Annotated in this window: 11 protein-coding genes; 5 read left to right on the forward strand and 6 right to left on the reverse strand. The window is 65.0% G+C overall.

The window, feature by feature from the left end; translation table 11 throughout:
* Positions 1 to 269 precede the first annotated feature (269 nt).
* The 5 genes from F2P46_RS10015 to F2P46_RS10035 form a co-directional block, all read right to left on the reverse strand.
* Positions 270 to 1,241, reverse strand: coding sequence for an NPP1 family protein (locus F2P46_RS10015; protein ID WP_166888295.1), 972 nt, complete (start codon positions 1,239 to 1,241; stop codon positions 270 to 272).
* A 313-nt stretch (positions 1,242 to 1,554) separates the two neighbouring features.
* Positions 1,555 to 2,169 (reverse strand): hypothetical protein, encoded by a 615-nt coding sequence (locus F2P46_RS10020; protein WP_166888298.1) that lies wholly within the window; start codon positions 2,167 to 2,169, stop codon positions 1,555 to 1,557.
* Positions 2,170 to 2,227: 58 nt separating this feature from the next.
* A complete protein-coding gene (locus F2P46_RS10025; RefSeq protein WP_166888301.1) occupies positions 2,228 to 3,277 on the reverse strand; it encodes an aldose epimerase family protein in 1,050 nt (349 codons plus the stop codon).
* Positions 3,277 to 4,500, reverse strand: a complete 1,224-nt coding sequence (locus F2P46_RS10030; protein ID WP_166888304.1) for a DNA-binding transcriptional regulator — start codon at positions 4,498 to 4,500, stop codon at positions 3,277 to 3,279. The genes F2P46_RS10025 and F2P46_RS10030 overlap by 1 nt, the downstream gene beginning before the upstream one ends.
* A gap of 237 nt (positions 4,501 to 4,737) precedes the next feature.
* A complete protein-coding gene (locus F2P46_RS10035; protein WP_166888306.1) occupies positions 4,738 to 5,661 on the reverse strand; it encodes a LysR family transcriptional regulator in 924 nt (307 codons plus the stop codon).
* 127 nt (positions 5,662 to 5,788) lie between these two features.
* Here F2P46_RS10035 and F2P46_RS10040 point away from each other — a divergent pair, with 127 nt between their 5' ends.
* A complete protein-coding gene (locus tag F2P46_RS10040; protein ID WP_229509201.1) occupies positions 5,789 to 7,003 on the forward strand; it encodes an MFS transporter in 1,215 nt (404 codons plus the stop codon).
* 212 nt (positions 7,004 to 7,215) lie between these two features.
* Here F2P46_RS10040 and F2P46_RS10045 read toward each other — a convergent pair whose 3' ends face one another.
* Entirely contained in the window at positions 7,216 to 8,205 is a 990-nt protein-coding gene (locus tag F2P46_RS10045; RefSeq protein ID WP_166888309.1) for an MBL fold metallo-hydrolase, read from the reverse strand.
* 103 nt (positions 8,206 to 8,308) lie between these two features.
* Here F2P46_RS10045 and F2P46_RS10050 point away from each other — a divergent pair, with 103 nt between their 5' ends.
* From F2P46_RS10050 to F2P46_RS10065, 4 genes are all read left to right on the forward strand, one after another.
* Positions 8,309 to 9,202, forward strand: coding sequence for a LysR family transcriptional regulator (locus tag F2P46_RS10050; protein ID WP_166888312.1), 894 nt, complete (start codon positions 8,309 to 8,311; stop codon positions 9,200 to 9,202).
* A gap of 135 nt (positions 9,203 to 9,337) precedes the next feature.
* Complete coding sequence (locus tag F2P46_RS10055) at positions 9,338 to 11,563, forward strand: WG repeat-containing protein (RefSeq protein WP_166888315.1); 2,226 nt, start codon at positions 9,338 to 9,340, stop codon at positions 11,561 to 11,563.
* Positions 11,564 to 11,642: 79 nt separating this feature from the next.
* Entirely contained in the window at positions 11,643 to 12,515 is an 873-nt protein-coding gene (locus F2P46_RS10060; protein ID WP_166888318.1) for a hypothetical protein, read from the forward strand.
* A gap of 28 nt (positions 12,516 to 12,543) precedes the next feature.
* The gene (locus tag F2P46_RS10065) at positions 12,544 to 12,963 is read left to right on the forward strand and encodes a hypothetical protein (protein WP_166888320.1); all 420 of its coding nucleotides are present in this window, start codon (positions 12,544 to 12,546) and stop codon (positions 12,961 to 12,963) included.
* Positions 12,964 to 13,022: the final 59 nt, after the last annotated feature.

The following is a 13,022-nucleotide window of genomic DNA, read 5'->3' on the forward strand; positions in this document are numbered from 1 at the left end:
GCGATCGGGTCCGACAACGTGAATTAGGGAAATACAATCAGCATCCGACAGCGATGTCTGAGACAGATACCTCGCGTACCTGTCGCCATTGCGAGGACGGTGGGGAACCGGGTCGCGCAGGTCGGGATCGGCGCCGGCGACCCGAAGCGGGGTCGTCACGGCAGCGATGAAATCATACTACGCTTGATATTCAGATTAAACAATAAGCAAGTTGTACGACGAGGCACGTGCCTCGTCCGGCCACCGCGAGGTGGCTCATGTTCGCCGCGCTATTCCCTGATTTGCAAGTAAGTCTGCGGATAATTCGCCTTCAATTCGCTGTCCCTGGTGCTCCACACCTCATTGAGCGAAAACGCGGTGTTTTGCCAGAACGCGTCGCCGCGCGGCACGGTGCTGTTGGCGACGTTGGCAATCTCGTTGTCGCTGCGCGTCTTGAACGAGGCGCTGCCGAAATTCGATGCTTCCAGCGCCAGCCGGTACTGCCGGTTGGCTTGATAGCGCACGCTTTCGTCGCTGTTCCAGTCCACCACCGCGCTGTAATGGCTGATGATATCCGGCGCATACAACTCGCCCCAGTTGCCGAGGAACTCGACGCGGCGCTTGTCGTCGGCGTTAGCGAAGCGGAAAGCGTGGGTGAGGGCGCCGTCCTTGTGATAGACGACCATCGGGTGGCCGTTCTGGGTCAGTACCTGGCCGATTGCGCGGGTGGTGTATTTTCCGTGGGCGCTGGTGGAAACGTGCGAGATGAAATCTGGCTGCTCGTTCACTTTGCCGGTCCAGACGATCACCGTTTCCACGTCGTGCCTGTGGCCGCCAAGGAAGCTCAGGCCGATGGCCTGGTCCTTTTCGAAATACAGCTCGTAAAAGTGCGCGCAACGTTCGATCTTGTCGGCGCCTTCGACGCTGGACTTGCAGATTTGCCGGTGAACGGTATTGGCGTAGACGGTCCAGTCGGCGTCGCGGCACGCGCCGTACACGCTGCCAGTGGCGTTCTTGCCGGGATTCTGGCGCAGGTTCTCGTTGCGGTGAAACGGCGTGGCCGGATAGCAGCCGTCCGAATCGAAGTCGAAGGTCGGATGAAAATTGCGCACCTGCTTTTCATTGTATTTGGTGATCGCGGCATTCCACTTGGGGAAGTCGTCGGCATGCGCCGTCACAGCGGTCAAGGCGATACAGGACGCCAGCGCGGCTTTGAACCACGCCGGGTTTGACGGTTGAACGGAGTTTGTTTCTCTTTTCATGGAAGCTGCCTTTTGAGAGAGGGCCGATGTCGCGGGAAGGTCGGGCGGGAGCGTTACGCCTGCCGGTGCCAACGATACCGCTCAATTGTGACTTCTCGTTGACCTGCACATGCCATGTGGACCACGGTCTGGGTTGGCGGGGCCTTGCCAGTCCGGTCGTCACATTCGAATAGTGGTATTTTTATCACAAGGGTGGACGGTACACCGTGGTCCGCCGGTACACCTGTCCCGGCCGCAGTGCGCACGAGTTGATGGCGAACTATCCGCAGACTTACCCACAAATCAGGAAATAGAAGCAAGCAGGAGTGCCGGCTCAAAGCCCGTGGCCGGCGTGTCCGAGCTGTACGGCGAGCTTGCCGGCGTGCGCCAGCGCCTCCGGAACGTCATCGACCGACAAATGGGCGCCCTCGCCAGCTTCAGTCCACCTTTTGGCGCGATAGAAATACAGGAACGCCGTCCCTTCAAGGGCCTTGTAGTGCTTGGGAATCATCGACTCCTCGAGCCGGCCGGGCCGCGCCGTCCGCAGGGGGATCACCACGAAGGTCACCGTGTAGGCGGCCAGGTCTTCATCCCGGTTCTTTTTATTGAAGCAGACGTCGACAATGAAGAACGCGGGCGTCTCGCCGGTGGCGCGCAAGACCCGGCCCACCTCGATATCGCCCGCGAACTTGGGCCAGCCCTGCCACGGATTATCGGTAAACTGATCCAGGAAACCGGCGGCCGGCAGCTTGTCGTAGTCGGCGCCGATCAAGCGGCCCAGTTGGCGCGCGTCAGCGTCATCGTCCGCTTCCTTCTTCTCAAGCCAGAGACGGCGCCAGATCCAGAAAAAAGGCAGGGAAAAGGCGATCAGAAGAATCCTCACGGGCGCCTGCCTGGTCATGCCGGCGGCCCCTGACAACGCTAATGCAACGATGGCGCTCCACCACATGGTTTTGGCCTGTCGCCGTTGAGATGCGCGATTGTAGCGTAACGCGATACCCGAGCGGTCAGGATTGTAAAGACAACCTGTACACCGTGGTCTGCCGGTACACCTGCCCGGGCCGCAGTATCACGGCCGAGGCGCACTGGCCGTTCAACTGATCCGGATACGCATGCGCCTCCAGGCAAAACCCGTCATGCCGCGCATACGGCCGCCCCGCCCTGCCCTGCACCCCATCGAGCGAATTGCCGCTATAAAACTGCAAGCCCGGCTCAGTGGTGGACACCTGCAAACGCCGTCCCGATCCGGGATCGACCACGCGCGCCACTTCGCGCAGCGGCCCGGTGCGGCCCATCGCGTGCGGCTTGACGCAGTAACAATGGTCGAAGCCGCCCGCCAGGCGAATCTGCGCATCCGGCCAACCGAGGCGCGGTCCGATCGCGGCCGGCTGGCGGAAGTCGAACGGGGTCCCGGCTACCGCCGCCACGCCCACGGGAATGCCGCCCGGATCGGTCTCCAGGTAAAAATCGGCATTGATCTGCAACATGTGGTCGCCCACGTCGGCGCTGCCGCCATTCAGGTTGAAATACGGATGCGCGGTCAGGTTGACCGGCGTGGGCGCGTCCGCCACGGCTTCGAAGTCGATGGTCAGGCGGCCTTCGTCGTCGAGCCGGTAGTGCACCTGTACGTCGAGCTTGCCGGGAAAGCCGCCATCGCCATCGGGCGAACTGAGGCGCAGCGACACCCCCGCGTCGGACGCGCTCAGGTTCCAGTGCGCCTTGTGAAAGCCGGCGTCGCCGCCGTGCAGATGGTTGCCGCGGTCGTTGACGGTGGCCTGCACCGGTGCGCCGTCGAGCATGAAGCGGCCCTGCGCGATGCGGTTGGCCCAGCGCCCGATGATGGCGCCGAAGTAGGCGCTGTTGTCGGCGTAGCCCGCAAGGTCGCGATAGCCGAGCAGCACGTCGGCCACCTTGCCGTAGCGGTCGGGCGCCCACCACGACACCAGCGCCGCCCCGCGCTCGCTGATCGTCAGGCGCATGTCATTGCCGTTGCGCAGGGTGAACAGCTGGTCGGCGGAGCGTAGCGCAGGTGTGGCAATCAATTGGTTGGTCGTCATTAAGAGTCTGCATGGTGAAATTGAGGAGCCCCCGCCGGCTCGGCCTGGCCTTGCAGGGCCTGGTCCTGGTAGGCGCGCGGGGTGCAGCCAAGCTCGCGCTTGAAGACCGAGTGCATGTACTGGCTCGACGTAAAGCCGCAGCTGAGCGCCACGTTGGCCAGGTTGCAGTCGCCGCGTCCGAGGATGGCGATGGCCGTGTCGAGGCGGAAGCGCAGGATCTCGTCATGCACGCTGCAACCGAGCTCCTGCCTGAAATACGATTCCAGCGACGAGCGCGAAATGCCGACGTAATCGGCCACCTGCCCGGTCTTGATGCCCTGGCAGGCGTACTGGCGGATAAAGTGGCGCGCGCGCATCACGTGCGGGTGCTTGGCCGGTTCGTGCTTGCTCGACGCCAGCACGTTGATGCCGGCCGGCGGCACCAGAATACGCGTCGTCGACAGGCGCGCGCCGTGCAGCATCTGGTCGAGCAGGTGGGCGGCGGCGCGTCCCATTTCTTGCGCGCCCTGGATCACCGAGCTGAGCGGAATGCGGGTGAGCATGCGCGCCAGCGGATCGTTGTCGATGCCGATCAGCGCCACCTGTTCGGGTACTTCGATGCCGGCGATCATGCAGGCCTGCATCAACTGGCGCGCCCGGGCATCGGTGACGGCGATGATGCCGCACGGTTTAGGCAGGCTGTGCAGCCAGTTGATCTGCTGCTGGACCGCTTCGTCCCACGATGGCGCGCTGGTGCCCTGGCCACGGAAGACTTCGGCTTCCATGCGGTCGCGCCGCATCAGGCTGCGGAAGGCGTTTTCGCGTTCCTGGGCCCAGCGGTTTTCCTGGGCTTCCGGCAGGCTGAACAGCGCGAAATGGCGCAGGCCGGCTTCGATCAGGTGTTCGTAGGCCAGTTTGATGAGTTTGAAATTGTCGGTGGCCACGTAAGGCACGCCGGACGGGTAGGCGGCCACGTTTTCGTAGGAGCCGCCCACGGCGACGACGGGAATGCGGCTGCGCGCGAGGGCGGCGGCGACTGCGGGGTCGTCGAAATCGGCGATCACGCCGTCGCCCTGCCAGTCTTCGATGCCGGGCAGGCGCAGGCGGAAGTCCTCTTCGAGGAACAGGTCCCACGAGCTGCGCGTGCTCGACAGATAGGCGGCGATTCCTTCAATTACTTCACGATCGAAAATCTTGTTCGCGTTGAACAGCAGTGCGATTCGATGCGATTTTGGCATCAACATGGTTGATTGTCTCCTTTAGCCTCGCTGGCACGCCTCATTCTTGGGCACGCTTCATTTGTTTATTGTATAACTAAAACAAATTGCTTTAGTATCAACGGACGGGGTGCGGGGCTGCGGCTTATTCTGCAAGCAAGGAGGTGTAAGTTCAATTACGAAAATGACCAAGACGCGGTGCGATTCTGGGGGAGGCCGCGCTTGCGACCACGACCACCCTGAGCGCGCGCCCGGCCATCGGCATCAGGGCCGGCCGGCCAGCGCCAGGTCCGGGTCGCTGTCGAACAGCGCCACCAGCCAGCCGGCAAAGGCGGCCAGCTTGGGCGCGGCCATCCGCCCTTGCGGATACAGCAGCGACACCGGCATGGGCGTGGGCGGCGTGTCCGCCAGCACCTGCACCAGCGTGCCGTCGGCCAGGTGCCGGCGGACCTGATAGGTGGCGACCTGCGTCAGTCCCAGTCCCTGCAAGGCGCAACTGAGGTTGGCATCGGCATCGTTGACCGCGATCGGCCCGCTGATGGCCACCTTGACCACCGCCTCGCCCACCACGAAATCCCAGTCGAACGGGCGCCCTGTGCGCGCCGAAAAATGCACCACGCTGCGGTGCGCGTGCAGCTCGTCAATCGCCTGCGGCACGCCATGGCGCGCAAAGTAGGATGGCGTGGCGCAGGTGACGAAGCGCATCTCGCCGATCTGGCGCCCGATCATCGACGAATCCTGCAACTTGCCGACCCGCACCGCGCAATCGATGCCGTCCTGGATCAGGTCGACCAGGCGGTCGGTGATGCTGATGCTCAGTTCGACCTCGGGACAGGCCTCATGGAAGGCGGCGATGTGCGGCAGGATCAGGTGCCGCGCCAGCGCCGACGGCAGGTCGATCCGCAGCTTGCCCCTGGGCCGGGCCGATTCCGCGCCAAAAAACGGTTGCTCGGCCGCGTCGATGGCGGCCAGGATGTCGATGCAGTGGGCGTAATACTGGGCCCCGTCGGGCGTCAGCGAGAGCTTGCGCGTGGTGCGCTGGAGCAACTGGCGGCCCAAGAACGCTTCCAGGTTCTTCATGGTGGCCGTCAGCGAGGCGCGCGGCAGGTGCAGGCTCTCGGCCGCGCGCGAAAAACTGTTCGCCTCCACGATGCGCACGAACGTTTGCATTGCCTTCACCTTGTCCATGCGTATTCCCCCATCAATTGTTCATGTTTTGTGAAAAGTATAGGCGCATTATGAGCATATAATCTCCCGACCGGTTTTGTCTACAATGGCAGCACTTCAACGCAAGTTGCTATTTTGAGGATGCAAGATGAAACCGAACACCGAATCCACAGGCGATATTTCTTCCGGCATGGTGCTGCTGCTGGCGGTGGCCGCCGGCCTGATCGTGGCCAATCTGTACTACGCGCAAACCCTGGTCGGGCCGATCAGCCGCGCCACCGGCCTGTCCGCCGCTGCCGCCGGGCTGATCGTCACCCTGACCCAGGTCGGCTACACCATCGGCCTGCTGTTCATCGTGCCGCTCGGCGATGTGCTGGAAAACCGGCGCCTGGTGATCGGCGCCCTGCTGCTGACCGCCGTGGCGCTGCTCACGGCGGCGTTCAGCACCAGCGGCTGGGTGTTCCTGGCGGCGGCGCTGGCCATCGGTCTCGGTTCCGTGGCGGCGCAGATACTGGTGCCGATTGCCGCCCACCTGTCGCGCGAAGCGACGCGGGGCAAGGTGGTGGGCCAGGTGGTCAGTGGCTTGCTGATGGGCATCATGCTGGCGCGCCCGGTCGCCAGTTTGGTGGCCGACGCCAGCAACTGGCACGTGGTGTTCGGCGGCGCCGCAGTGCTGATCCTGATACTGGCCGCCGTGCTGCGCGTCAAGCTGCCGCAGCGCATGCCGACCTCCACGCTTGCGTATGGGCGCCTGATCGGCTCGATGTGGACCTTGTTCAAGACTACCCCGGTGCTGCGTCGCCGCGCCGCTTACCAGGCCGGCTTGTTTGGCGCCTTCAGCCTGTTCTGGACGGTCACGCCGATGATGTTGTCCGGGCCGCAGTTCCAGATCTCGCAGACCGGCATCGCGATTTTCGCGCTGGTCGGCATGGCCGGGGCGATCGCCTCGCCGATCGCCGGGCGCCTGGCCGATGCCGGCAAGACCTTGCCGGCCACCGGCGTGGCGCTGTCCCTGGGCGTGGTGGCGTTTGCCCTGCCCTTGATGATTCCCGGTTCGCGCGCGCTGGCGCTGGGCGTGCTGGTGGTGGCCTCGATCATCCTCGACATGGGCGTGGCCGCCAGCCTGGTGCTGGGCCAGCGCGCCATTTTCGGCATGGCGCCGGAAGTGCGCAGCCGCCTGAACTCGGTGTATATCGCGCTGTTTTTTGCCGGTGGCGCGCTCGGCTCAGCGCTCGGCGGGTGGGTGTTCGCCACGTATGGCTGGCATGCGGTGTTGCTGACGGGTATGGCCTTTCCCGCGCTGGGACTGGCGCTGTGGTTGTCGGAACCGCGCCCGGTGGCGGCCGTCGAGGCGAGCCGATAAACAATGGGCGGACATTTTCGCCCATATGCATACCACAAGAGCGGCGCGCAGGCGAGCTAGCGCGATAGACGCAGATCGTGTTGCGTGCGCGCCAGGCGCTTAGGCTATGGGTGTACGCCGCCTCTGTTGTATGCGGCGACAGGCTGGTCCGGTGGCCTCAACACCGGGCACCAGTTTTCCTCCTCCCACCTTCCCCGACGCCGGTTGCGCGCCTATTTGGCGGCCGTCACCACATGGTCGTTGATATACGGCATCGGCACCCAGCGGTAGCCGTCGCCATCGGCACGCAAGCGGCCCACGCCGGGAAACGCCACGTGGTCGCCCGCCACCAAGTATTTCTCCCTGGCCGCTTCAGCGAAGGCGCGCTTGCGCTGCGCCGCCGCCGCATTGGCATCGACATCGAACACGATCGTCACCGACGGGTCCGGCATCTGGACTTCCGCCACGTGCAGCAGGTCGCCCCAGAACACCAGTTTTTCGCCGCCGCTCTCGAGCGCGTAGAAACTGTGGCCCGGCGTGTGGCCGTAGCTCGGGATCGCGCGGATGCCCGGAAATAATTCGGTGGCGCCATCGAAGGTCTTGACCTTGCCGGCGTCCACATACGGTTTCACCTTCATCAGCGCCTGGTCGAACAGCGCCCGCCTGGCCTCGGGCGCCTCGCCGCGCCTGGCGGCGCTCATCCAGTAGTCCAGCTCGCGCTTGTCGAGATGCAAGGTGGCGTTGGGGAAAACCATACGCTTTCCATCCATCAGTCCGCCCGTATGATCGGTGTGGATATGCGTGATCAGGATGTCGGTGATCTGTCCGGGCTGGTAGCCGGCCGCTTCCAGGGTGGCGACCAGCTTGTTCAGGGTCGGGCCGTACAGTTCTCCGCTGCCGGTGTCGACCAGCAGCAGGCGCGCGCCGCTCTCGATCAGGTAGGCGTTGACGGACGCGTCCACATGGGTGCCTTGGAAGGTGGCCGCCAGGCGCGCCGCCACTTGCGCCGGCGCCACGTTGGTCAGGAGCGCGGCGGGCGGAATCGCCAGGGTGCCGTCGGACAAGGCCGTCACGTTCACATTGCCCACCTTGAAATGATGGTAGCCGGGCTGGACCTTGTTGAGGCGGGCGCCTGGCGCGGCCTGGGCGAATGCGGCGGGCGCGGCCGCGCCAAACGTGAGGAAGGCGGCCGCCAGTGCGCCGATCAGGACGGTGTTTTTCATGTTACTTCCTTGAAAGTTGTGAGGCGATCGATTATATTTATTTCACTTTCATTGATACATGGGGTAAAAATACAATGTCTATCTATGCAGCGTTGATAATCGCATGATCGACAACATTCTCGACCTGAGCATTTTTGCGCGCGTGGTGCAGACCGGTAGCATGACCGACGCCGCCGGCGAGCTCGACTTGTCATTGGCGGTGGTGAGCAAGCGCATGGCGGCGCTGGAAGACCGGCTCGGCGTGCGCCTGCTCAACCGCACCACGCGCAAGCAGTCGCTCACGCAGGAAGGGGCGCGCTTTCACCAGCGCTGCATCCGCATCCTGGCCGAGGTCCAGGATGCCGAGGCCGACATGACCGACAGCCGCACCAGCATCGCCGGCCTGTTGCGGGTGGCCGCGCCGCGCGGCTTCGGGCGGCGCTACATGAGCGGCATCGCGGCCGCCTTCCAGCGCCAGCATCCGGCCCTGTGCATCGAGCTGAGCCTGGACGACGCCTACGTCGACATGGTCGAGTCGGCCATCGACGTGGCCCTGCGCTTCGGCAACCTGAACGATTCGAGCATGATCGCGCGCCCGATCGCCACCGGCTACCGCATCATGTGCGCCTCGCCCGGCTACATCGAACGGCACGGCGCCCCGCTCGCGCCCGAGGATCTGGTCCGGCACGCCTGCATCGTGTACCGCGCCGACTCGACCCGGCACTGGGTGTTCGAGCGCGACGGCAAACCGGTCACGGCCGCCATCACGCCAACCTTTTTCTGCAACGATGGCGATGCGGCCCAAGCCATCGCGCGCGAAGGTGGCGGCATTTTCTACAAGGCGCTGTGGGATGTGAGCGAGGATCTCGCCGCCGGTACGCTGGTGCGCGTGCTGCCGCACTACAGCGCGCCGAGCGAGCCGCTGCAGGTGGTGTATCCGCACGCGCTGCATTTGTCGCCCAGGGTGCGCCAGTTCGCCGAGTTCGCCATCGAACGGCTGCGCGCGCAACTGCCGTGAACCAATCCCTGTGAAAGCGCGGTGCGGCCACAGACGCGATCTTGACGAAAAATCAAGGCGCGCGGTTAGAATATTGACTTAACAAGCGGTCCGACACGCTTGACTCTTGACTCTTCCCACACGAGAACCCGCCACATGCCAACGCATCCGATCTTGATCCGCAATCACTTGCAGGCTGGCGACGGCCCGCGCGAAATCCTCCTGGTGCACGAAGGCCGGGTCATGCCGGCCTCGCCCGCGCTGCGATGGGTCGGGGCTTTCAGCGACGACGGCAAGGGCGGCCTGATCGCCCCCGCCAAAGCCATCGGCGGCGGCGCCGGCTACATCGATGCGGGCGGCCGCTGGGTGGTTGCGCCCGAGCTGGAAAATACCCACCCCTTCTCCGATGGCCTGGCGCCGTACCGCAAGGATGGACTGTTGGGTTTCATGCATCCGGACGGCACGACAGCGATCGCGCCGCGCTTGATCGGCGGGCGGCATTTCCATGCCGGCCTGGCGGCGGTGCTGGTCGCGCCCGACACCTTTCGCTACATCGACAAGCGCGGCGAGTTTGCTTTCGACGGCGAGTTTTGCGAGGCCGGTGATTTTTGCGCGAACGGCCTGGCGGTGGCCAGGAGCGGCAAGCGCGACCAGGCCGGCTATCTGGACCAACAGGGCGGCTGGGCGATTGCTCCGCGCTTCGTCAAGGCACTGCGTTTTTGCGCCGGTGGCGCGGCGCCGGTATCGGTCGGAGAAGACCGGTATGGCCTGATCGACGCGCGCGGCGAATGGATCGCACAGCCCGGCTACCGGTTTATTGAAGACTTCAATGCCGACGGCCTGGCATTTTTCGGACAGGGGAAAAGCAGCTGGGATTACGACACCGGCTTTCTGGATGCGCGCGGCGACAAATTTTTCCTGGGTGCGCCCGTCGGAAGCACCAATATGGTCGGCGGCATGCTGCGCGAGAACGACCAGACCTACGTCACGCGCCATGGCGCGGTGCACATTCCCGGCATGGACTGGGGCGGTGAGATCAACGAGCACGGCATCGCCCTCGGTCGCACTGCGCACTACTGCGAGCGCGTCGAGGGCCAGCCCAATCCGCCGGCCACATGGGGCATCTTGGACATCGAAGGCGAATTCGTCGCGGTGCCTGCCAACGCCCTGGAACCGCTGACGGACAAGGACGGCATGTTCGAGGAAGCGGAAGCGGACACGCCGCTGGCCGTTTTCTTCGGCGACGACGACGACCTGCTGATGCTCGGGCGCGACGCCCGCATCGCCTTCCGCCTGCGCCGCGAAGCGTCGGCGCAGGGCCAGTTTGCGGCGCTCTACGACGCCGATGCGCGCCTGCTCTGGACCAGCCCCGCAGGCGAGCCGATCGCACTGCCGGAGCGCTTCTTCGTGGCCCCGCCGCACTCCCTGATGGACAAGCTCCCCTCGCTTGATGCCCTGGTCGACTTCGCCAGGGCGATGCTGCTCGCTACCGAACGCAAGCTGCAACTGCTCGTACGCGAAGGAAAACTCGACGATGAGGACGAGGACCAGGGCGAGGACCAGGACGAGGGCGAAGACGAGGACGAAGACGAAGACGAGGATGAAGATGACGATGAGGACGCCGGTGTCGAAGCGGCGCTCGCCAGCTACCTGGCCACGCGCAGCCGCATTGTCCGCTTCTACCTCAACGAAGAACTGGTCGGCTACTACCCCTTCCTGGCGGAGGAACGCAGGGCGCTTCTGCACCACATCCAGCAGGACTGCGTGGAGCGGCTGAGCGCGCAATTCGGCCCGGTCGATAACAAGCCCGACTTTGCCGGCCAGCCGCACAACACCTGGTACTACGCCTGGCCGATCCGCCTTGACACTGCCCTGCCAGGCACGGACGACGCCCCCGAGGCGAACCGCCTGTGGCTGGCCCTGAACTGGAGCGGCGACACCGGCGACGGCGACGAGTGGGGTGACTTGTGGCTGACCTGCGCGCCGAACCTTGAAACGCTGGAACTGGCGCTGGAAGCGTTCGACAAGCTGCCCGGCGACGAAGACAGCGAGGACGAGAACGAAGACGACGAAGACGAGGGCGAGGACGAGCCGGCCACCATGAGCCATGAGGCCCTGCTGGCCCTGGTGACCGAATCGCCCACCGGCATCAACGAGCTCGCCGACGACCAGATCAGCGCCGAGCTGGCCGACGCCGCCACGAAAGCGCACGCGGCCGCGCTGGAGTACCTGCCCGAACGTTTCCAGACGCCGGAGCGGCTGGAAGCGCTGGTACGCAAAAGTGTCGATTGCGCACGCGCGATTCCCGACGTCTGCATGAGCGCCCAAGGCCTGGCGCTGGCGCGCGCTATACGGCGAGGACGACGCCTGGATCGCGCATGACGCCTATCGCAGCAAACCGCGCACCCGCTGGGACCAGAACGCCCTGTGGAACTACTGGGGCGCCCTGATCGATGCTCCGATGAGCGAACGCGCGCTGCGCGCCGGCGTCAGTTTGTACAAAATCCCGCTCTGGCTGCGCACGCCGGAACTCGAAGCACTGGCATTGCAGCTGGACATCTCGGACATCCGCACCGTACGCAAGCAGGGGATCACTGCCGACATCGCGGCGCGCGCTGTGCGCGAACGCCACTCGGCGCTACTGGAATACATTCCGGCCCACCTGGTCACGCCCGCCTTGTGCCTGGCCTCGGTACAGCATGGCGGCGACACGCTCGCCTTCGTCCCGCCGGCGCTGCGCAGCATCGATGTATGCACGGCGGCGGTCGCGCAGGACGTGGGAGCGATCTATTGGGTGCCGGACGGGATGAAAGAAGACATCTGCACCCGCGTCATCGAGGCCGGCCTGGCAGCGGGCGCCGGGGATGAATGGACACGCAAGCTGCGCGGCCGGCACTATGCGCTGCGGGCCTGGGTGCGGGTCTGGAACGAGGACTACGCCGGCGCGATCGGCGACGCCACCCTGGCGCTGGACTATCTGGAGTTTCCGGTTAACGCGCACTTCCTGCTGGCCTTGTCCTACCGCGCCCTCGGCCGCGCGTTCGACAGTGCGCTGGAAGCGGCGACGGTACTGGCGATCGACAGGGGTTTTGAACCCGACTGGACGGCGGATACGACCTGGCTGGCGCCCGAGGCCAAGGCCACCTTGTCCGCGGCGGACGATGAAGCCTTGCTGCGCGGGCTGCGCACGCACCCGCTGGCGTTGTCGAAAATCGCGCAGCGCCGCATCACGCAGGCGATGGTCGACGTGGCCGTGGCGGCATCGCCGGACGCCCTGGCGTTCGTGCCGAAAAAGCTCATGACGGCGGAACTGCAAGCGCTGGCCACACGCTAGACCGATTTATCCCACCAGAAAGAGCACCATGCGCACCACCATCCTCACTACCCTGATTCTCGCGGCGGCCGTCGCCGCCGGCGTGCCCGCGCACGCGGCGGACCCGGCGCCGGCCCCCAACCTCGACAAGTCGCAGCTGGCGCCGGACGCGCAAGGCCTGGTCGCCACCGACGCCGCGTTCGCCTACGTGCGCGGACGCAGCGCCGCATCGAGCAAGACCATCAGCGAGAAGATCGTCGCTTGCCACGGGGTCTCGCGCGCGCGTTTCGCTGCGACGCTCGACGAATCGATGGTGACCTGCTATTCCCAGATCGCGCCCAAGTACAAACCGCGCATGTCGATCAACGACGCCATGCCGGCCTTCGCCCTGTGCGCGCGCACGACCATGCTGCGCACCTTGAACCTGGACGCGGACACGGTCAACCCGTGCATCGCCGCGGCGCAATAGCCGCGCCGGAAGCGGCTGGCCCAGGACCCGTTGCGCGAACGCTTTGGCGGGGAGATGCC

Source organism: Massilia sp. CCM 8734, assembly GCF_011682155.1.
Classification (GTDB): domain Bacteria; phylum Pseudomonadota; class Gammaproteobacteria; order Burkholderiales; family Burkholderiaceae_D; genus Telluria_A; species Telluria_A rubra.

Excerpts from the sequence above, each read along its gene's own strand:
- F2P46_RS10025 (WP_166888301.1), bottom strand. The coding sequence starts at position 3,277 with ATGACGACCAACCAATTGATTGCCACACCTGCGCTACGCTCCGCCGAC.
- F2P46_RS10065 (WP_166888320.1), top strand. The coding sequence starts at position 12,544 with ATGCGCACCACCATCCTCACTACCCTGATTCTCGCGGCGGCCGTCGCC.
- F2P46_RS10020 (WP_166888298.1), bottom strand. The coding sequence starts at position 2,169 with ATGTGGTGGAGCGCCATCGTTGCATTAGCGTTGTCAGGGGCCGCCGGC.
- F2P46_RS10035 (WP_166888306.1), bottom strand. The coding sequence starts at position 5,661 with ATGGACAAGGTGAAGGCAATGCAAACGTTCGTGCGCATCGTGGAGGCG.
- F2P46_RS10030 (WP_166888304.1), bottom strand. The coding sequence starts at position 4,500 with ATGTTGATGCCAAAATCGCATCGAATCGCACTGCTGTTCAACGCGAAC.
- F2P46_RS10050 (WP_166888312.1), top strand. The coding sequence starts at position 8,309 with ATGATCGACAACATTCTCGACCTGAGCATTTTTGCGCGCGTGGTGCAG.
- F2P46_RS10045 (WP_166888309.1), bottom strand. The coding sequence starts at position 8,205 with ATGAAAAACACCGTCCTGATCGGCGCACTGGCGGCCGCCTTCCTCACG.
- F2P46_RS10015 (WP_166888295.1), bottom strand. The coding sequence starts at position 1,241 with ATGAAAAGAGAAACAAACTCCGTTCAACCGTCAAACCCGGCGTGGTTC.
- F2P46_RS10055 (WP_166888315.1), top strand. The coding sequence starts at position 9,338 with ATGCCAACGCATCCGATCTTGATCCGCAATCACTTGCAGGCTGGCGAC.
- F2P46_RS10060 (WP_166888318.1), top strand. The coding sequence starts at position 11,643 with ATGAGCGAACGCGCGCTGCGCGCCGGCGTCAGTTTGTACAAAATCCCG.
- F2P46_RS10040 (WP_229509201.1), top strand. The coding sequence starts at position 5,789 with ATGAAACCGAACACCGAATCCACAGGCGATATTTCTTCCGGCATGGTG.